Below are 21,679 nucleotides of genomic sequence, written 5' to 3'. Positions count from 1 at the left end.
TAGTTTATAATTAGGAATTTTAAATTTTATCTTCAGACTCTAGAGATTCTTCATTCTCAGAGAACTTGTTTTCAGCAATATCTTTATAGGCCTCTTTAATTCCATTTTTAACAGACCATTTAATAACAAAATACAATGCAATTAAAACAATAATGGCAGTACCACTACTAACACCTAATTCATCCCACATAAATATCCCCCTCTAAAATATATCCTATTTATTGTAAATTAATTATAACATACTTTATGAAAATGTATTATTCAATCCTTTAAATATATTATCTTAAATATTTAAAAAAGCATAAAAATAACGTTAAGCAAGAATGAATTCTCACCTACAAAAGTTGGGGTTTTTAATTAGATATCCAACGTAGCCGAGGTTTCAAACTTGGTGTTTTTTTATTTTCTCTTCGTAGCTGAGACTACATTCTTGGCGGACTTCGATATGGATGTAAATTTAGAAGTAATATATGTAAAATGACGTTAAGCAAGAATAAATTCTCGCCTACAAAAGTTGGGCTTTCAATTAAACTTGCTTTTATTCGTAGCTGAGACTTCAGTCTTGGCAGAGTTTGATATGGAGGTAAAATTAGGAGTAATATATGTAAAATAACGTTAAGTAAGAATAAATTCTCGATTATGATAGTTAGGGTTTTTGATTTGATATCCAACGTAGCCGAGGTTTTAACCTTGGTGTTTTTTTATTTTCTTTTCGTAGCTGAGACTTCAGTCTTGGCGGACTTCGATATGGATGTAATTTTAGAAGTAATATATGTAAAATGACGTTAAGCAAGAATAAGTTCTCGCCTACAAAAGTTTGGATTTCAATTAAACTTGCTTTTATTCGTAGTCGAGACTTCAGTCTTGGAGGACTTTGATATGGATGTAAAATTAGAAGTAATATATAAAAGACATTAAGCAAGAATGAATTCTCGCCTATAAGAGTTGGGTTTTCAATTTGATTTCCTTTGTAGCTGAGACTTTAGTCTTGGCGGATTTTTATATGGATGTATTAAATTATAATATGGAAAGTGTAAGGCGTATAATGATTTTATTTTAAATTGAGGTTTAGGGATTTAAAAATGTATATAATTTTAATGTATATGGGAACAATATTATAAAATTAAATGAAAGGAGGAATAGGAAATGGAAGATTATAAAAAGAATTATAAAGTTGCAGATGTAGGTAGTGTAGAGCAAGAAGCAATTAACAAATGTGAAAAATTTGTAAAAGAAGAAACTGGCAAAGATTTTGTTATGATTGCATGGGAAAAGAAATAATTAGTAATATGTTTTAAAAATCCACACAAAGTTGTCATTAAAAGGGAATTAGCACTTAAATATGTGCTAATTTTCTTTATGTTATTAACTTTTAGACTTGAATGTGTTATAATAAAAGAAAAATATTTAATTTTAGAAAAGGAGAAAGTGATGCGTATTTTAGTTTTAGCTTAATTAATTTTAAAAATTTGTTTAAAAATTTAAGGGCAGTACCCTTTTATTTGTGTGCGAACAAATATAGCTAAAACATCAGATACAGTTGCTTTTATTTTTTATAATGATATATGAAACAAGTTATATATTTGTAGTTTTAAAATTTAAAATATATTTAAGTAAAGAAAGCCATATATTTTTTTAGCTAAAATTTTGGTTCTAAATTATAATATATTTTAAAGGTAATTTAAGGCTTTAACCATTTATATAAGTCATTATAAATTAACACTTTTCATTGGATTTGCAATAAACAACTGTAAATGAAATTTTCATTTGCAGTTTTATTTTTTATAGTTTTATTTTTAGATATTAAAAGCGAAGTGAGTAATATCCACAATCATTGTTAACTGTTGATTTATTACAGATATAAATATGGTAATAAACTATAACATGGCTAGTATTTTTTTATCAAATAATACTGTTATGGTTAATATTATGAATAAAATTTAAAAGGTGTTTTTAGTTAAAGGTACTGCATAAAAGGAAAGGTGATTTTATGTCAGTCATATTAGAGTGTAGAAATATAAAAAAGAATTTTGGAGAATTTGATATATTAAAAAATATTAATTTAGATATATTTACTGGAGATAGGATAGGGATAGTTGGAGACAATGGAGTAGGAAAGACAACGTTAGTTAAAATAATAAAAGGAATTTATCCTTTAGATGGTGGAAATTTAAATTGGCATATGAAAAATATGAATATAGGCTATTTAAATCAATCAAGTTATGATGAAGAACTTTTTAATAAAAGTGTGGTTATTAAAAAAGAGTTTTTAAAAATATGTAGTGAGCTTGGAATTAGTAATGCAGAAAATTTACTAAATGAAGATAGAATAAGAAGTCTTAGTGGAGGGGAAAAAACTAAATTATCACTTGCATATTTGTTTTCAAAAAATTACGATATGTTAATTTTAGATGAACCAACTAATAATCTAGATTATGATGGAATAGAGTATTTAATAAAGAGAATAAGTTATTATAAAAATACTATTTTAATAATTTCACATGATAGGTATTTTTTAGATAAAACAACTAATAAAACAATTGAAATAGAAGATGGCATATGTAAAGAGTATAAAGGTAACTACTCTTTTTATAGGGATGAGAAGAAACGAATATATATAAATACATTGCATAGATATAGAGAACAAGAGAAATATAAAAAAAATATAGAAAATCAAATAGAAACTTTAAAATCTTGGTCAGAAAAAGCTCATAGAGACTCTACTAAAAAGGCAAGTACAATTGGAGGGAAAAAGGGCGTTAAAGAATATTTTAGAGTTAAAGCAAAGAAAAAAGATATACAAGTTAAGTCTAGAATAAAAAAACTTGAGAAAATAGAAGTAGAAGGAGTAAAGAAGCCAAAGAAAGAAAAGAGTATAAACTTTAATGTTAACAATGGAGAAAACAAGGGAACATTAATATTAAAAGCAAAAAATATTAGTAAATCTTTTAATGGCAAAGTCTTATTTAAAAATAGCTCTTTTTATATTAAAAGAGGAGAAAAAATAGCTTTGATTGGGAAAAATGGATGTGGTAAAACCACATTAATAAAAGCCATTTTAAGAGAAATTCAAGTGGATGGTGAAATAAATTTAAATCCTAATGCAAAAATTGGTTATATGAGTCAAGAAATCCCAGAACTTAAAGAAGCTAAGAAGATTATAGAATTATTTTCTTATAAATCTAGAGAGGAAGAAGGGATTTTAAGAAGAGAACTTTTCCAAATGGGTTTTACTACAGATGATTTAAGTAAAAATTTAAGTTCTTTAAGTCATGGTGAAAGGATGAAAATTAAACTCCTTCTTATGATTAAAAATAATTGTGAAGTTTTAATATTAGATGAACCTACTAATCATATAGACTTGCATGTTAGAGAAGAACTTGAAGATGCATTAGATAAATATAGTGGAACTATAATATTGGTAACACATGATAGATACATGCTTACAAAAATTTCATCAAAATTGTTAGTATTTGAAAATAATACAATAAATAGATACGAATATACTTTTGATGAATATATAAATAAAAAAAATCAAGATAAATCTAAAGAAAATGAAATGATTTTAAAAAATAGGTTAAGCTATGTATTAGGAAAGCTTTGTAATGTACAAAAAGAAAGTGAAGAATATATGACTTTAGATGAAGAATATAAAAATATACTTTGGGAGTTAAAAAAGATTTAAATTTTAATATTTAATTTAAAGTATTATTTTAATTGTTAATTTAAATTTGGTTCCAAATATGATAATGGATATAAAATGTAACTTAATCATTGTCATTTGATAAGCATGTTATTTTCAATTTGGAACCTTACACTTACAATGCTTAATAATAAATGTGAGGTGATATATATGGGTAAAGTGAAGAAAGCTATTTTTGCAGGTGGGTGTTTTTGGTGCATGGTAAAACCCTTTGATAAATGTCATGGAGTTTTAAAAGTTGAAGTTGGATATACTGGTGGACATAAGAAAAATCCAACATATGAAGAGGTTTTAAGAGAAAATACTGGTCATTATGAAGGGGTTAGAGTAACTTATGATGAAGATGAAATAAGCTACTATGATTTAGTTGATATATTTTTTAGAAATATAGATCCAACTGATGTAGGGGGACAGTTTAATGATAGAGGGGAAAGCTATAAAACAGCTATTTTCTATATTGATAATGAACAAAAAGAAATTGCAACCAAATACAAAGATGATTTAGAAAAAAGTAAAAAGTTCAAAACACCAATTGCAACAGAAATAAAAGAAGCTAATGATTTTTATGTTGGCGAGGAGTATCACCAAGATTATTATAAAAAACAACCATTAAAATATAAGTTGTATTATAAAGGCTCAGGAAGAGAGGCTTTTATAGAAGATACTTGGAATAATTGTGGCTGTAATAAAGAAGAACTTAAAGAGAAACTTACTAAAATGCAGTATTATGTAACACAAGAAAATGGTACAGAACCACCTCATGATAATGAGTATTTTGATAATTTTGAAGAAGGAATATATGTTGATATTATAAGTGGAAAACCATTATTCTCTTCAAAAGATAAATTTGACGCAGGATGTGGTTGGCCTTCTTTTTCACGTGCTATAAATGATGGGCATATTAGAGAAAAACATGATTTTTCACACGATATGTTTAGAATAGAAGTTAGAAGCACTCATAGCAATTCACATTTAGGTCATGTTTTTGAAGATGGACCAAAAGATAAAGGTGGTCTTAGATATTGTATTAACTCAGCAGCACTTAGGTTTGTGCCTAAACACAAAATGCAAGAAGAAGGATATAGTCTAGATTTATTAGAAAAATAATATAAAACTCCAATTAAAGATTAAACTCTTTTAATTGGAGTTTTTTTATTATTTTAAAAATATATTCCCGTATCAAGAACTTTTAAGACTAAAGTCTCAGCTACGAGAAAAACAGAGGTTGAATTGAAAGCCCCAACCTTTGTAGGCGAGAATTTATTCTTGCATAATATAATTTTCAATCTTCAATTTTCAACTTTCAATTAATAAAGTAGGCGAGGTTTTAACCTTGCAAAACGTTATTTTGATATATTATTTTGAAATGTTCAGCTAGGAAGGGGAGAAGAATTTTAAAATTCATTGTTGTTTGTGCAAAAATATTATATATACTATAATATAAGGATATGATGTATAATTTGATTTTAAAAATATATAAATAATCGCATGTAGAAAACGTGCTTTATTCTTAGATAAATATAAAATAAAGGATGGTAACATATGAATTTAATTACTTTAGATAATATAACGAAAAGCTATAGTGATAAGGTTTTATTAGATGATATAAAATTAACAATTTCTAGCGAAGATAAAATAGGTATTATAGGAGTTAATGGTGCTGGAAAATCAACACTTTTAAAAATTGTTGCAGGTATTGAGTCTTACGACAATGGAAATGTTGTAAAAATGAATGGACTTAGAATTGAATATTTAACTCAAGAAGTTTTTTATGATGATGAAGACAATGTTTTAGATTTAGTTTTTAAAGGATCTTCAGAAGTTATGAAGGTTTTAAGAGAGTATGAAGAGGTACTTTATAAATTAGAAAAAGATAGTATGAATGAAAATCTTCAAAAAAGGCTTACAACACTTCAAAGTAAAATGGATGCTTTAAATGGATGGCAAATAGAAAGTGATGCTAAGAGAATTCTTACAAAACTTAAAATAAATGATTTTAATGAAAAAGTTAAAAACTTATCTGGTGGTCAAAGAAAAAGAATTGCACTCGCTAGTAGTTTAATTGCAAAGTGTGACCTTTTAATCTTAGACGAGCCTACAAATCATATGGATAATGAAGCAATTGAATGGCTTGAAAATGAATTAAAGGTTCGTAAGTGTGCATTACTTATGATTACACACGATAGATACTTTTTAGATAGAGTTGTAAATAAAATATTTGAAATTGAAAAAGGAAATTTATATACATACGATGGAAACTATTCTATGTTCGTAGAAAAAAGAATAGAGCGTATGGAAATGCAACAAAGCTTAGAAAGAAAAAGACAAAACCTATATAGAAGAGAACTTGAATGGGTAAAAAGAGGGGCAAAGGCTAGAAGTACAAAACAAAAGGCAAGACTTGATAGATTTGAAGAAATTAAAAATGGAAAAATTGAAGTTAATGATGAAAAAGTTAATATAAGTACAGGAAGCAGTAGACTTGGTAAAAAAATTATAGAAGTAGATAATATAAGTAAAAGCTTTGGGGATAAACATTTAATAAAAGATTTTAGTTATATAGCTACTAAAGAAGATAGAGTGGGTATAATAGGAAATAACGGAATGGGAAAATCTACACTTTTAAATATGTTAAGTAACAAGTTAGAAGCAGATAGTGGAGAAATATCTTTTGGAGAAACAGTGAAACTTGGGTATTTTTCGCAAGAAAATGAGGAAATGGATTATGATTTAAGAGCTATAGACTACATAAAAGAAAGTGCAGAATTTGTAGTTACTAACGATGGAACAAGTATTTCTGCATCTCAAATGCTTGAAAGATTTTTGTTTGAAGGACCAAGTCAATATACACCTATAAATAAATTATCAGGTGGAGAAAGAAGAAGACTATATCTTTTAAAAATACTTATGGAAAGTCCCAATGTATTATTTCTAGATGAGCCTACAAACGATCTAGATATAGATACTTTAAATATATTAGAGGAATATTTAGAAGAATTTAATGGAGCAGTTATAACGGTTTCCCATGATAGATATTTCTTAGATAGAATAGCTAATAAAATATTCTCATTTAGAGGTAATGGTGAGATAGTAGAAATTACAGGAAATTATAGTGACTACAAAGACTATCAAGAAAAGTTTTTAAAAGAAGTAGAAGAAGCTAAAAAAGAAGAAAAGCCTAAGGATAATGATTATAAAAATAAAAAAAGAGAGAAGACACTTAAATTTTCTTATAAAGAAATGAAAGAATATGAAGAAATAGATGATAAAATTGCAGCGAAAGAAGAAGAAATAGAAAATGTTGAGATAGAAATAGGGAAGAATGGAAGTAATTTTGTAAAACTACAAGAGTTATTAAATAGTCAAGAAACATTAAAAAGTGAACTAGATGAACTTATGGAAAGATGGGTTTATTTAAATGAACTTGCAGATAAAATAGAAGAACAAAAAAATAGTTAAAAAAGAAGCAACATAAATCAAATATTTTAGATTTATGTTGCTTTTCTTATTGTATTTGTGCTATTTGATTTATGTACTGTAGCTGAGACTTCAGTCTTGGCGGACTATGATATGGATGTAAAATAAGAAATAATATATGTAAAATAACGTTAAGTAGAATAAATTCTCGATTACGATAGTTGGGGTTTTTGATTTGATATCCAACGTAGCCGAGGTTTTAACCTTGGTGTTTTTTTATTTTCTTTTCGTAGCTGAGACTTCAGTCTTGGCGGATTTTGATATGGATGTAAAATAAGAAATAATATATTAAAAATGACGTTAAGCAAGAATGAATTCTCGCCTACAAAAGTTGGTGCTTTCAATTAAACTTGCTTTTATTCGTAGCCGAGACTTCAGTCTTGGCAGACTTTGATATGGGAATATATCCTTGCTAAATTTTACTGGATTCATCCTTAAATATACCAATCAACAAGAGGGACGGACATATTATAGACTAATTACCTTTTTATAATTAATTATCTTTTTAAATAATATACTTATATAAGCAAGTAAAGTCAGTCACTAACAGAATAGAAATTGAAAAATAATATGTAAAAAGATGTTATGCAAGGTTAAAACCTCGCCTACAAAAGTTGGGACTTTTAATTAAACTTGCTTTTATTCGTAGCCGAGACTTTAGTCTTGGTGAATTTTGATATGGATTTGAAATTAGAAGTAATACATTAAAATGACGTTATGCAAGGTTAAAACCTCGCCTACAAAAGTTGGGACTTTTAATTAAACTTGCTTTTATCGGTAGCTGAGACTTTAGTCTTGGTGGACTTTGATATAGATATAAATTTAGAAGTAATATATGTAAAATGACGTTATGCAAGAATAAATTCTCGCCTACAATTTTTAATTGAAAATGATACAAGGGGTTATTCATAATAAATTGTTTCATTAACTTTAATTTTTTCTTCGTAGCCAAGGTTTCAACCTTGGAGTTTTTTGATGCCATAATAAATTATATATTCTATTATTAAATTAGTTTACATAATTATAATTAAGAACATTAAATTTATTGTAAACAAAATTAAATATAAAATACATGAAGGTAATCAATATACATTTTGAATATGCTAATATAAAGAACTATGCTGATTAGCAAATGGAGGTAAATATATGATTATAGTTTTTCAAATTTTATTTTTTATAATTTTAGCAATTGTAATTATAAATGGAATTAGACAATATGTAAAAAACGAAAATTCGCCAGTTATATCTATCAAAGCACAACTTATAAATAGAAAAAAAGATGTTAGTATGACTATGGATGTAAATAATGTTATGCATCATAATGAAACATTTAAACTTGAATTTAAGCTTGATACGGGTAGTGAAGTTAACTTTGTTGTTAATAGAAGAATATTTTATGAACTTGAAGAGTTTGAGTGGGGCATTTTAACTTTTCAAGGAACTAGATTTTTAAGATTTCAGTGGAATGATAGAACTGTAGAAAAATAAAAAGAATATCAAAAAATATAAAAACTTTTCAATTAACTTTTTACCAGAATAACAATATATTTCAAATGTTTAATAAATAGAAAAAATTATAAGTAATACTACAAATTGTGAAAGATTTGAATTTTTTTAAATAATGAAAACCATTGACAGCATATAATTAGAATGATAAATTGTAAATTGGTATAGATTGAAAAAAAGCTATTTATAAAATAAATTAATAAAGGGGGATGGTCTTTAAAAAAGATCTAAAAAATAATATATTATAGTAAAAAATGATGGAAACATCAAGTTTTATAGGGTACCAAAGTCGTATTAAATGAATATTTTGAGCATTGGTCGCCTAAAAAGATGAATACACCGTTAAAAGAATAAACTATATATGCAATTATTTTGTTAGTTAATGGTATTTAATGGTTGGTGATAAATAGTTATGGTGTATAAATAATATAAAGCGAGAGGATTAATAATTTTTTATGAGTAACTTTGAAATTTTTACAGGTATTTTTGGAGGATTAGGTTTATTTCTGTATGGAATGAAACTAATGGGTGATGGACTTGAGAATGTAGCAGGTGAAGGTCTAAAGGGTATTTTAGAAAAAATAACAAGTAATAGACTAATGGGAGTATTTGTAGGTACTATAGTAACTGCTATTATTCAAAGTTCTAGTGCGACTACTGTTATGGTTGTTAGTTTTGTTAATGCAGGACTTATGTCTTTAACTCAAGCTACAGGCGTAATATTAGGATCTAATATAGGTACAACTATAACTGCTCAAATGGTTAGTTTTAAACTAGAAGTTGTAGCACCTATATTTATTGGCGTAGGTGCTATACTTATGATGGCGGCTAAAAAGAAAAAAACAAAAGAATTAGCAGTAATTTCTGTAGGATTTGGTATATTATTTATGGGGATGGGAATGATGTCATCTTCAATGGAGCCAATTTCAGAATTACAATCTTTTAAAAATTTTATTTTGGTTGTAGGTACTAATCCATTATTAGGTGTATTTGTAGGAGTTGTAATGACAGCGGTACTACAAAGTTCATCAGCAACAACAGCAATTTTAGTAGCACTTGCTACAGCGGGAACTATAGATATGAAAGTTGCATTCCCAATGGTTCTAGGCTGTAACATAGGAACATGTGTAACTGCAATAATAGCATCATTAACAGCTAATAGAACTGCAAAAAAAGCAGCATTAATACATTTATTATTCAAGATTTTTGGAACAATATTATTCTTACCATTTGTATCACAAGTTGTAAAAATAGTAGCACATATGACTCCTGATAATTTAGGAAGACAAGTAGCAAATGCACACACTATATTTAATATTGTTATAACAGTTGTAATGCTTCCAGTATCAACATATGTGGTTAAACTAGTAGATCGTATGTTGCCAGAAAAGGATGATGAAATAGAAATTCAAGGAGCAATCTATTTAGATAAAAATCTTCTAGAAACTCCAGTAGTTGCTAGTGCTCAAGTTGTTAAAGAAACTATAAGAATGGCGAAAAAAGCTAAGGAAAACTTTGAATTGGCCATGAATACTTTCTTTAATGATAAAGAAGAAAATATTGAAAAGATTTATGAAAATGAAAATACAATAAATATTTTAGAAAAAGATATAACAGAATATTTAGTAGAGCTTTCAGAACAGAATTTACCAGAAGAAAATGCTAAATTGGTAAGTCAAATATATCATACTATAAATGACTTAGAAAGAATAGGTGACCATTCAGAAAACATAGCAGAACTTGCTTTAGAGAAATGTAATAAGAAAATTGAAATGTCAGAAGATGCAATAGATGAAGTGAAGGAAATGTTTGAAACTACATTAAGAGCATTGGATTTAGCAATAGAAAATTATGAAAACCATGAAAGCATAAATGAGAATATAGCAGAAGAAATGGAAGAAAAAATAGATGAGCTAGAAGTTAAATTTAGAGAGAATAATATTAAAAGATTAAGCTCTAAAATGTGTTTAGCTGATTCAGGTGTTATGTTCTTTGATTTACTATCAAACATTGAAAGAATAGGAGATCATGCTAATAACATAGCAACAATAAAAGCTGGTAAGAAACATAAAGCATATGCATAATTTAATACATAAATGAAATAGAAAAACAGCTTTTAAATTTTAAAGCTGTTTTTTATTATAAACAAAGTTCAACCTTGTAAAATCATATATGAATAAAACACGGACAAGATTAAAGTCCCAAATTTTGTAGGTGAGAATTCATTCTTACATAACGTCATTTTCAATCTTTAATTTTCAATTAATAAGTAGGCGAGGTTTCAACCTTGCAAAGTGTTATTTTGAATGTTAATTTCGTATCAAAGACCACCAAGACTAAAGTCTCAGCTACGAAGGAGAAAAAATTGAATTAAATAATATTATAAATCATTTTCAATTCTCAACTTTCAATTAATAATTAGGCCAGATTTCAACCTTGCAAAGTGTTATAATAAATGTATAAGTAATAAACATAATCAGGTGTTTACAATATAGAATAATTAATATAATATGTATTTATATGTAAATTAGAAAAATTATAGAGAGTCTATATAGAGGAGTGGTTTTTTATGAAAACAGCTATAGTTTACGGAAGTAATTATGGAACTAGTGAAAAAGTAGCAAATATGATTAAAGATAAAATAAATGGCGAAGTAGAAGTTGCAAATGTAATGGAATGGAAATTACTTAATCTAAAAGAAATAGATAAAGTTGTAATTGGAACAGGTATAAAAGCAGGACAAGCACCTAAGACATTAAAGGATTGGATAGAAAAGAATTTGAGCTATTTAAAAGATAAGAAGTTATATTTTTATATGTGTGCAGGAATGGAAGACGAAAAGAAATTAGAACAGCAATGGAATGCTAATTTCCCTAAAGAATTATTAGATAAAGTCTTATATAAAAGTTACTGTGGTTATGAATATGATTTTGACAAGATGAACTTTTTTGAAAAAACTATAATAAAAATGCTAACTAAAAAGAAAGAAAGTGAATCTAAAATAAAAAAAGAAGAAATAGAAAAATTAGTTGTAGAAATAAATAAATAATAAAAAAATAAATGATAAAATCTTAAAAATATAAGATTTTACCATTTATTTTTTTATATATAATATTGTGATTCCTATATTTCTTTATATAGATAACAGTTATAAAAATATTAGAAAAATATAGAAGAAAATGATATACTTAATATAGAAAATAATGTAATTATATAATTATACTATAAAGTAAAAAATATTAATATAAATTATTTTGTTTTATGGATTTTAATGTTAATTTAAGGGGGAGTAGTGGTGAATAGAGGAGGTAAAGTATTATTAATTGTTATAATACTTGTAATAACGATAAGTTTATTCATTAATTCATATAAAAGCAGTTCTTCATACATATGTTCTGATAAATATTTGAGTAGTAAAAATGAAGAAGAGAGAAGTGTTAAATCTACAAACAATAATAAAAATGACTATAATTATTGCAGTTTTGAGTTTGAAAAGTTTACTGGAAAGTGGACAATCATGGAGTTTAAATCAGGTAAAAATAATTATATTAGTATAGAGGATAATAGTAATATAGAAAATGGAACTTTCGGTATTGTAGTATTAGATTCTAATTATAATATAATTAAGAAAAAAATAGATTTTAAAGAAAATAGCAATATAAGTTTTAAAACATCAAAAGATGAAAAGTATTCAATTAGACTTGTTGGGAAAAATGCTAGTGGAGTGGTAGATATAAAAGTAAATGCTAAAGATATAGTAGATATTGAACATAAAGAGTTTTTCTCATAATTAATAAAAAGGTATGCTACTTTAATTTGTAGTTCATACCTTTTTTAGTTTAAGTTTTATATAGGTTTCAATTTAATACTTTAGTTTATACAATTATTAATAAATAATCTTAATTTAAATTATTTATACATTGAGAATTGCAGTTTGGAAATACTTTTACTTTGTCTGAGTCTAAATTTTCATTAAATAGGTGAACAGCAGATATTTGGCGATTTTCATAATTGTGATAATAATAAGAACCAGATTCACTACACATTGCAGATGTATAAATTGTATAGTCTACAGAGTCATCTTGTTTTATTACTGCACCTTTTGGAATATTACATTCAGATAATATATGAAAGGCAGCTGTTACACCATCAGTTTCTGTTTTTACATTTAAGATATTGTTTTTTAAATAACTTGCTCTAACAAATCTAGATGGTGGAGTAAAATCACCAGGTAATCCAAAAGTACCAGAACCTTGACCAAATGGACTTAAGTCTAAATCTTGCCATTTAGTAGGTGAAAGTTGTTTAGGATTAAGTCCTATATATTGGCGTAAGTTATTTAAATGCCATTCTAAATTTGGGCTGTTTGTCATTACCCCAATAGGATTATCTATAATTTGCAAGCCATTAATTGTTTTTTCAATAACTATACACTTAGATGATTTATCACATAAAATCCAATGTAAAGGTGGAGTTACACCTAATACAGATATATTTTTAGATAATATTTCTACATTGGACATATTGGCTTTTACATCATTTATATCAGCAAATTGAGATAGTAAATATACAACTAAATCATAGGCTACAATATTTGTTTTATTTTCGCTAAGTCCATTTTCAAAGTCGGCAAATCCAGGAAAATACAGAGTTGCACATGTTAATCCTTTTTCATTTACACCATCTGCAAGTACAGGATGATTATCTACTAACATTCCCATACCAACTGAAGCATATTTGACTTTTAAAGGCTTTTTATCTATATCACTAATAAAATTATAGTTTCTAGGTATTAAATGAACTTCTTCATTTAGTTTTATTGCAAAATCCATTGTTCTAGCAAGAATGTTATATCCGTTTTCAGTTTTAAGAGTTAAACTAGTACACATTTATTTACACTTCCTTTGTTAATTTATTATATTTAAATTTTACAACTATGATATAATTAAGTAAAAATAAAGTTACTTAACATATAGTTAAGTACAACTTAATACAAAGAGGTAAGTTATGAATTTTGAACAACTTGAAATTATAACAACATTATCAGAAGAAAAAAGTTTTTCAAAAACTGCTAATAAACTTCATTTAACCACTTCAGCTATTAGTCAAGCAGTTTCTTCACTTGAAAATGAATTAAAAATAAAAATATTTGAAAGATCAAAGCAGGGAAGTTTTCCAACAATACAAGGACAGTATATAATTAGAAATGCATATATGATTTTAGAAAGAAAAAAAGATATATATGCATATTGTGATAAGAAATTTCAAAGTCCTAAAGTTAAGTTAAGAATTGGATGTATTCCAGGAATTAATTCTCCGCTTATTAAGTCACTTCAAAAGTTGAAAAATGAATATCCATTTATTGAAAGCACAATAATTGAGCAAAATACTGAAGAGTTATTAATTTTATTGCAACAAGAAAAATTAGATTTTGTGTTGATTGCGTTTTCTGATAATATTAAGAATCACAATTTAAATTATGAAATTACTAAGATTATAGATGGAGAATTTTATTTTTTAGTTAATCAAAACTCTCCAATTGCTAGTTTTGATATTTTAGATTATGAAAATATTATTAACCAACCGTTAGCTATTTATAATGATAAATTTTTACTAAATTATTTGAGTCATATTGAAAATGAAACTCAAAAGTCTGCTAATGTTTTGTTTCAAACAAATAATTTTAGTTCTATAATAAATTCAGTAGAACAAAATATGGCAATTTCATTTGGCCCATCTTATGCAATTATGAATGATTCTTATGATAAGAGAAATAATATAAAAACAATGAAAGTAGTGAATGATAATAATACACTTAGTCCAGCACTTTGGTTTTTGAAAATTAAGAATAAATCGCTTAATGAAATAGGTGAAGAGTTATTTAAAAATTTTAATGAAGAAATAAAACAATAATAAAAACTTTTAAATAATAAAAATTATCCATTGCAAAGTTTTATATAACTGTAGTATCATTTAGATATATAAGTTTGAACTATTGTACAAGAATTAATAATTAACAATAAAACTAAAGCCTCAGTTTTTTAAATCAATTTCTATAATAATTTGAAGAGCAATTTAGTTAAAACATATAAAATAATAGTTATACTTACTATTAAAACTATGTTTATTAAGAATATTATAATGGGGAATTTATTCTCCAAGATGAATTTTTTATGGTTATATATTATTTTTAATTAGGCTTTTAGAATAAACAAGAGAGGAAGATAGATATATGTTAAATATAGGATGTCATTTGTCAACTAGTAAGGGTTTTAAAAATATGGGAAAGGAAGCAGTTCAAATTGGAGCTAATACTTTTCAATTTTTTACTCGTAATCCTAGAGGTGGAAAGGCAAAAGATATAGACGAGAAGGATGTTAAAGAGTTTTTAGAAATAGCAAAAGAAAATAATTTTGGAGTGATTCTTGCTCATGCACCATATACTTTAAATGCTTGTTCTAAAGAGGAAGATACTCGAAAATTTGCAATGGAAATGATGGCAGATGATTTGGTGAGAATGGAATATGTACCTAATAATCTATATAATTTTCATCCAGGTAGTCATGTTAAACAAGGTGTAGAAGTTGGAATTCAGTACATAGTAGATATGTTGAATTCTGTTTTAAAAGAAGAACAGACAACAACAGTTTTATTAGAAACAATGGCAGGAAAAGGAACGGAAATAGGAAGAAGTTTTGAAGAATTACAAGAGATAATAAGTAAAGTTGAATTAAAAGATCATATGGGGGTTTGTCTTGATACATGCCATGTATATGATGCTGGATATGATATAGTAAATAATTTAGATGGGGTTTTAGAAGAGTTTGATAGAATAATTGGACTTGATAAATTGAAAGCAATACATTTAAATGATAGTAAAAATCCTTTTGAAAGTCATAAAGATAGACATGAAAAAATAGGTGAAGGATCTTTAGGAATAGAAGCAATTAAAAATATAATTAATCATCCTAAATTACGTCATTTACCATTTTTCCTTGAAACGCCAAATGAACTTGATGGATACCAAAAAGAAATAGAATTATTAAGAGGATTATACAAGGAATAAAATTTAAATAAAAAACAGAGTATAAGGATTTTTATACTCTGTTTTTATGTACTTTATACTATAAAATTACTTACTGTATCATTAAGTGTATTACTACTAGTATTAACTTCATCAATAAGCTTTACTACAGAATGAGATTTTTCAGAAAGAAAATTCATTTTCTCAGCAATGCTATTAGTGCCATTAGCCGAAGAATTAGTAGAATCACTTATTTCATTTATAGATTGCACTATAGTTTCCATTGCAATCATTATGTTGTTAGACATTTCACTGAAATCTTTGGTCATGTTAAAAATCATAGTAGCATCATCATTATATTGTTCACCAGTTTTTACAATCATGTTATAATCGCTTATAACGTTAGCGTTTATAAAATCTATCATTTCTTTTGAAGTAGTTACTAAATTAGTAACGGTATCAACAATTAAATCATTAACAACTCTAATCTCTGATACTGTATCTTTAGAGTCTATTGCAAGTTTTCTTATTTCTTCAGCAACTATGGAAAATCCTTTTCCAGCTTCACCAGCTCTTTGAGCTTCTATTGCTGCATTTAATGCCAATAAATTAGTTTGTGATGAAATTTTTAAGATAGCATCAGATAAAACATTTACTTTTTCAACTTGTTTAGCATTTTCAATAGCATTTAAAAGTTTGGTTTGAGTTTCTGTATTTATTTTTTCTACATTGATTTTAGAAGTAAGTGCTACATTTTTAAGTTCAGTTGCTCTAGATTTAATTATATTTGATTCATTTGAACCTTCTTTAGCTTTTTTAGCAATTAAATCTATATTGCTACTAACTTCAGAAGCTAATGCGCGTATTTCCTCTGTAGATGCAGCAGTTTCTTCCATTCCACCAGAAACTTCTTCGGTAATTGAATATACATTTTCAGTTAATAAGTTTAATTCAGTTATAGTTGTATTTGCAGATTTTACTTTGTCTTCAACACTAAGTGATTCAGAGGTAATAGTTTTAATTATTTCTCTAAATGAATTTTGCATTAAATTAAAGCTTGAAGCAAGTCTGCCGATTTCATCATTACTAACAAAATCAATATGTTCAGTTAAATCACTGCTGTTATTTGACATATCATTTAATTTTAGCAATATCTTGTTTATAGGTATAAGTATATTTTTATTTATAAACATTGTTGAAAGTGCTGAAATAATAACTAATATAAATAGGTCTATTAAAATTAAGTTAGTGGTTTTACCAACAGACTTATTAATGTTATTTATACTTTTATCAATATTTTCACTTGATATAATCTTGAATTCATCAACTTTTTTATTAATGGTTTCAGCATTTGCATCAAAGTCTTCCATAAATTTATTACCTTTTGAAGGCCCATCACTAATATAAGCAGAGGCCATTATTTTTCCAGTTTCATAATAAGGCTCAAAACTTTTTTCAATATCATTAAGCATTGACTCACTTTTAGGGTTTAAATCTTTAAGTTCACTTAAAATAGTTTTTACATTATTGGCATAATCTTCAGCAATTTCGAAGCCATCATCAAAGCCTTCGGCAGCACGAGTTGCACTTATATCAGTAAGCCATTGTTGAACTTGAACAACACTTAATTTTAAATCATTTGCTTTTAGCATAGTAGTAAAATGTTTATCTTTCATTTCGTTTACAAGATTTAAGTTCGTTTTAGTATGCATAAATTGAATTCCCATAAATCCAATGAAAAATATTGACATTAAAAAAATTGGAAACAATATTTTTGTTTTTATACTTTTCATAAAAAATAGTCCTTTCTTAAAAGTGCATAAAATTTTTAAAAACATTAATATAAAACATAAACTTACAGAATATGCAATTTAATTATAACATGATAGTTATCTTATAAAAATCTATTTTGTAAAGTATTTCAAAGATATTTAATATATTTATGTAAAATCATATAATAATTTCTTGATTTTAGAAAAAATATAATTTATAATCAAGAAAGTAAAATAAATTAAATTAAATAAGACAGTTCGTTGACCATCCTGTCTCTAAACAAAACTAGGAGAGCATAAAAAAGTTTATTTATGTGTTTTAAGATGGAGCAATGCTCCATCTTTTATTTTTTTGGAGGTGATTTTATGGAAATAGATAATAGAAGTTTAAAAACCAAAAAGCTTACTACTTCAAGTATAGTAATAGCACTTTACGTAGTAATAATGTTTTTAACTCAAAGTTTTTCATTTGGTGCAGTACAAATTCGTATTGCTACAACATTGTATGCATTAGCTTATCTATGCCCATTCTTAGTTTTACCCCTTGGTCTTTCGAACGTCATATCTAATATTTTACTAGGTGGATTAGGTATATTTGATATTTTAGGTGGAGGATTAGTAGGTGTAATAACCTCAATTTTAATTTGCTTAATTAGAAAGTTTAAATTAAATATATGTTTTGTAGCAATTCCTATAATACTTATTCCAGGTATTTTGGTGCCTATTTGGTTATCACAAATATTAATTGTGCCTTATAAGGTTTTAGCTATTAGTTTGTGCCTTGGACAAGTTGTTCCAGCTATTTTAGGTGTAATTTTAATAAAAATATTTAAAGGTAAGATTGGAGAATAATTATGCAGGAAAATTTAAAATTGAATTCATTAGGAAATAGAAATGTAAAGTATGATTTTTCATACACACCAGAAATTCTTGAAACCTTTGAAAATAAACATAAAGATAATGATTACTTTGTAAAGTTTAATTGTCCAGAGTTTACAAGTCTTTGTCCAATAACATCACAACCAGATTTTGCAACAATTTATATATCATATGTTCCAAATGAAAAAATGGTTGAAAGTAAATCTTTAAAATTATATTTATTTAGTTTTAGAAATCATGGAGATTTTCATGAAGATTGCATGAATATTATAATGAAAGATTTAATAAAGCTTATGGACCCTAAGTATATAGAAGTATGGGGAAAGTTTACACCAAGAGGAGGAATATCTATTGATCCTTATTGTAACTATGGTAAGAAAGGTACTAAATGGAAAGAGGTAGCTTTTAATAGACTTATAAGTCATGATATGTATCCAGAAAAGGTGGACAATAGATAATGAGTATTATGAAAAATGAAGATGTTTTAGTTGTTCTTAGTGGAGGACAAGATAGTACTACTTGTCTATTTTGGTGTATGGAAAACTTTAAGAATGTAATAGCAATAGGATTTGATTATGGACAAAAACATAAATTAGAGCTCAAATGTGCTAGTGACATTTGCAAAGAGTATAATATTCATTATGATATTTTAGACATGTCATTATTAAATAGCCTTACATCAAATTCTTTAACAAGACAAGATATTGAAGTTGAAGAAGTTAAAAATGATGAAAAAGTTCCTAACAGCTTTGTTGAGGGACGTAATATGATTTTTCTAAGTTTTGCAGCAATATATGCAAAAAATAAAGGATTAAGGCATATTGTTACTGGTGTCTCAGAAAGTGATTTTAGTGGATATCCAGATTGTAGAGATAGTTTTATAAAATCTTTAAACGTAACTTTAAATTTAGCTATGGATTATGAATTTATAATCCATACTCCATTGATGTGGCTTAATAAATGTGATACATGGAAACTTAGTCATGACTTAGGAGCATTTCAAATTATAAAGGATAAAACATTAACTTGTTATAATGGAATTATTGGAGAGGGATGTGGAAAATGTCCAGCATGTAAATTAAGAGCAAAAGGCTTAGATGAATTTTATACTAATTATAGCAAATAAAATAATATTATTAAATGAGGCTTTTATTTTATATAATAAAAGCCTCATTTAAATTAAGAAATAATATTCTTTTTATTTTTACGTTCAGTTTTTGTATATTTATCATACCAATCATTAAAAAGAACTTTTAATGATGCAGCTATTGGAACTGCAAGTAACATACCAAATAAACCACCAATATTACCACCTATCAAAATAGCCATCATTGTAAATACAGCATGTAATCCAACACTGTTTCCAACAATTTTTGGAGCTAAAAGGTTATTGTCTACTTGTTGTACTATTAGCATTGCAATAATTGCATAGAGAACTTTTATTGGTTTTCCACTAGCAAGTCCCATGATTCCAGCAAGAACAGTTCCAACTATAGGGCCAACATAAGGAATCATATTAGATATTCCCGCGATTAAACCTATGACAATGGCATAGTCTATGCCTGCAATAGCAAGTGCTATAGAAGAAAGTATTCCAACAAAACAAGCTTCTAATAATTGTCCACGAATATATTTACCAAATACATCATGAATAACTTTGAAAATATGAGTTATTTTACCACCTAAAATGCTATTTCCAAATATTAAGTAGTAAATTTTATTCCAAAGAGATAAAAAGTATTCATAATCTTTTAAAAGGTAGATACTAATTATAAAAGCAATAAAGAATGAAGCAATACTACTGCCAATAGACATAATTGAGGATGTCATATTTCCAAGATTGCTTGCAATGTATGTTTGTAAAGAATTAATTGCATTTATAATATGTGGTTCTAGATTATCTAAAAGTGGAATATTTAATCCTTCAATAGCTGTTTTTATGGATGTAGCTGATAATGAACTATTTCTTAAATACTGTGTAATCTCATCTATTATATTAGTTAATGTTGTATTATTTGATAATTGACCACCAATCATAAAATAAATACCCCAAATTAAAAGCATAATAATACCTACTATTAAAAGATAAGCACCTAAAATAGCCAATACACGCTTTGTTGACTCATTTTTAAATTTATGAAACTTATTTTTATCAAGAAATTTTTCAATTCCATTAGTAATAGGAAATAACAAGTATGCTATAACAATGGCTATTAATAATGGCTTAATTAAATTAATTAATTGAGCTAAAATAGCAAAAGTTGTTTTAAAAATAGTACCTATGTTGAATAGTAGTAAAAATGAAACATATATAACAATTGCTGTTAAAGTTATATATACACCATATTTAAACAATTTTTTATCAAATTCAACTTTCATATTTAAATCACCTTCTTTTAATTTGAATTTTATTTTAGTATATAAATAAGTTACAACTAGAATATGAATAAGTCAATATAAATTGAATTATTACAGAAAAAAATAAGGAAAAGTTGAAATTAATGTAATATAATGTATGTTTGACTAAATTAAACCAATATATTATTATGTATATAGATATTAAAAAAATGTAAATATGTACATAATAATTCAAAAATTAGGTTAAGGTTTGAATTGTTAGTAGAATTTGTTTGATTATGGGGGGAGTAATTTGAAAACAAAGAAAATTATATTAATGGGATTATTTACAGCACTGTGTTTTGTAGGTACTTGGGTACATATTCCAATACCTATAGGTGGTGGTATGTCTATGATTCATCTAGGAACTACAATGATATTTATAATAGCTATTCTTATTGGTAAAGAAGCAGCTATTCCAGCAGGTATTGGATGTGCACTATTTGATTTAATATCACCAGGATATTCACTTTGGGTAATTCCAACTCTTATTGTAAAAGGTCTTATGGGGTATGTAACAGGCAAAATAGCTTTTGCCAATGGTAATAATGGTAAAAGTTTAAGTTACAATATATTAGGATTTGTAGCAGGAGGAGTTGTTTCGCTACTAGGATATTTTGTATTTAACTGGGCTTTATTTAAAGGATGGCAAGGTGCTGTTGCAAGTTTGTTAACTTCATCTATAACAACAGGCATAGGACTTGTAATTGCAATACCATTAGCTGTAGCAGTTAAAGCAGCAACAGCTAGATTTATAAATGATGCTTTTGCAGAATAAAATATATAACCACTTACAATATTAAGTTGTAGGTGGCTTTTTTTATAAAGAAAATCTCAAAGTTTGTAAGTGAATTTATAACCTTACATAAAGTTATTTTAATGTAATCTCACATCAACAACAAATCTTTGTAGGCGAGGTTT

Annotated in this window: 18 protein-coding genes; 14 read left to right on the top strand and 4 right to left on the bottom strand. The window is 26.4% G+C overall.

Features of this window, described 5'->3' with window-relative positions; all coding sequences use genetic code 11:
• Positions 1-19 precede the first annotated feature (19 nt).
• Positions 20-190 carry a DUF6019 family protein gene (locus BN346_RS21875; protein ID WP_187372120.1) on the bottom strand — a complete coding sequence of 57 codons (171 nt, stop codon included), beginning with the start codon at positions 188-190 and terminating at the stop codon, positions 20-22.
• Between the two features lie 956 nt (positions 191-1,146).
• On the opposite strand from BN346_RS21875, the gene BN346_RS22170 reads away from it, so the two are divergent.
• The 8 genes from BN346_RS22170 (at position 1,147) to BN346_RS02245 (ending at position 12,476) form a co-directional block, all read left to right on the top strand.
• A complete protein-coding gene (locus tag BN346_RS22170) occupies positions 1,147-1,281 on the top strand; it encodes a hypothetical protein (RefSeq protein WP_278245484.1) in 135 nt (44 codons plus the stop codon).
• Between the two features lie 709 nt (positions 1,282-1,990).
• Positions 1,991-3,685 carry a ribosomal protection-like ABC-F family protein gene (gene abc-f, locus BN346_RS02275; RefSeq protein ID WP_034438931.1) on the top strand — a complete coding sequence of 565 codons (1,695 nt, stop codon included), beginning with the start codon at positions 1,991-1,993 and terminating at the stop codon, positions 3,683-3,685.
• A 168-nt stretch (positions 3,686-3,853) separates the two neighbouring features.
• Complete coding sequence (gene msrB, locus BN346_RS02270; RefSeq protein ID WP_034438929.1) at positions 3,854-4,810, top strand: peptide-methionine (R)-S-oxide reductase MsrB; 957 nt, start codon at positions 3,854-3,856, stop codon at positions 4,808-4,810.
• 435 nt (positions 4,811-5,245) lie between these two features.
• Positions 5,246-7,162: an ABC-F family ATP-binding cassette domain-containing protein gene (locus BN346_RS02265; protein ID WP_034438928.1), complete on the top strand. Its 1,917-nt coding sequence runs from the start codon at positions 5,246-5,248 to the stop codon at positions 7,160-7,162.
• Between the two features lie 1,164 nt (positions 7,163-8,326).
• Positions 8,327-8,668 carry a DUF2500 domain-containing protein gene (locus tag BN346_RS02260; RefSeq protein WP_034438926.1) on the top strand — a complete coding sequence of 114 codons (342 nt, stop codon included), beginning with the start codon at positions 8,327-8,329 and terminating at the stop codon, positions 8,666-8,668.
• Positions 8,669-9,141: 473 nt separating this feature from the next.
• The gene (locus tag BN346_RS02255; RefSeq protein WP_034438924.1) at positions 9,142-10,770 is read left to right on the top strand and encodes a Na/Pi cotransporter family protein; all 1,629 of its coding nucleotides are present in this window, start codon (positions 9,142-9,144) and stop codon (positions 10,768-10,770) included.
• 485 nt (positions 10,771-11,255) lie between these two features.
• Positions 11,256-11,735 carry a flavodoxin domain-containing protein gene (locus tag BN346_RS02250; protein WP_034438922.1) on the top strand — a complete coding sequence of 160 codons (480 nt, stop codon included), beginning with the start codon at positions 11,256-11,258 and terminating at the stop codon, positions 11,733-11,735.
• A gap of 246 nt (positions 11,736-11,981) precedes the next feature.
• Complete coding sequence (locus tag BN346_RS02245; RefSeq protein WP_034438920.1) at positions 11,982-12,476, top strand: hypothetical protein; 495 nt, start codon at positions 11,982-11,984, stop codon at positions 12,474-12,476.
• 109 nt (positions 12,477-12,585) lie between these two features.
• Here the strand turns inward: BN346_RS02245 and bsh are convergent, their stop codons facing one another.
• Positions 12,586-13,575: a choloylglycine hydrolase gene (bsh, locus tag BN346_RS02240; protein ID WP_034438917.1), complete on the bottom strand. Its 990-nt coding sequence runs from the start codon at positions 13,573-13,575 to the stop codon at positions 12,586-12,588.
• Positions 13,576-13,693: 118 nt separating this feature from the next.
• Between bsh and BN346_RS02235 the strand changes: the two genes are divergently transcribed.
• Entirely contained in the window at positions 13,694-14,599 is a 906-nt protein-coding gene (locus BN346_RS02235) for a LysR family transcriptional regulator (protein WP_034438915.1), read from the top strand.
• 319 nt (positions 14,600-14,918) lie between these two features.
• Complete coding sequence (locus tag BN346_RS02230) at positions 14,919-15,752, top strand: deoxyribonuclease IV (protein WP_034438913.1); 834 nt, start codon at positions 14,919-14,921, stop codon at positions 15,750-15,752.
• A gap of 53 nt (positions 15,753-15,805) precedes the next feature.
• Here the strand turns inward: BN346_RS02230 and BN346_RS02225 are convergent, their stop codons facing one another.
• Positions 15,806-17,503, bottom strand: coding sequence for a methyl-accepting chemotaxis protein (locus tag BN346_RS02225; RefSeq protein WP_034438911.1), 1,698 nt, complete (start codon positions 17,501-17,503; stop codon positions 15,806-15,808).
• Positions 17,504-17,848: 345 nt separating this feature from the next.
• Here BN346_RS02225 and BN346_RS02220 point away from each other — a divergent pair, with 345 nt between their 5' ends.
• From BN346_RS02220 to queC, 3 genes are read left to right on the top strand one after another with little or no spacing between them, the layout of a single operon-like run.
• Positions 17,849-18,334, top strand: a complete 486-nt coding sequence (locus tag BN346_RS02220; RefSeq protein WP_034438909.1) for a QueT transporter family protein — start codon at positions 17,849-17,851, stop codon at positions 18,332-18,334.
• 2 nt (positions 18,335-18,336) lie between these two features.
• A complete protein-coding gene (queF, locus tag BN346_RS02215) occupies positions 18,337-18,819 on the top strand; it encodes a preQ(1) synthase (RefSeq protein WP_034438907.1) in 483 nt (160 codons plus the stop codon).
• A gap of 8 nt (positions 18,820-18,827) precedes the next feature.
• Positions 18,828-19,487, top strand: coding sequence for a 7-cyano-7-deazaguanine synthase QueC (gene queC / locus BN346_RS02210; RefSeq protein WP_034439072.1), 660 nt, complete (start codon positions 18,828-18,830; stop codon positions 19,485-19,487).
• Between the two features lie 53 nt (positions 19,488-19,540).
• Here the strand turns inward: queC and BN346_RS02205 are convergent, their stop codons facing one another.
• A complete protein-coding gene (locus BN346_RS02205; protein WP_034438905.1) occupies positions 19,541-20,740 on the bottom strand; it encodes an AI-2E family transporter in 1,200 nt (399 codons plus the stop codon).
• Positions 20,741-21,011: 271 nt separating this feature from the next.
• On the opposite strand from BN346_RS02205, the gene BN346_RS02200 reads away from it, so the two are divergent.
• A complete protein-coding gene (locus BN346_RS02200) occupies positions 21,012-21,536 on the top strand; it encodes an ECF transporter S component (protein ID WP_242838379.1) in 525 nt (174 codons plus the stop codon).
• Positions 21,537-21,679: the final 143 nt, after the last annotated feature.

The sequence above is a fragment of the Clostridium ihumii AP5 genome, from assembly GCF_000612845.1.
Taxonomy (GTDB): Bacteria; Bacillota; Clostridia; order Clostridiales; family Clostridiaceae; genus Clostridium_J; species Clostridium_J ihumii.
This window is presented reverse-complemented; position numbering and strand designations above follow the sequence as displayed.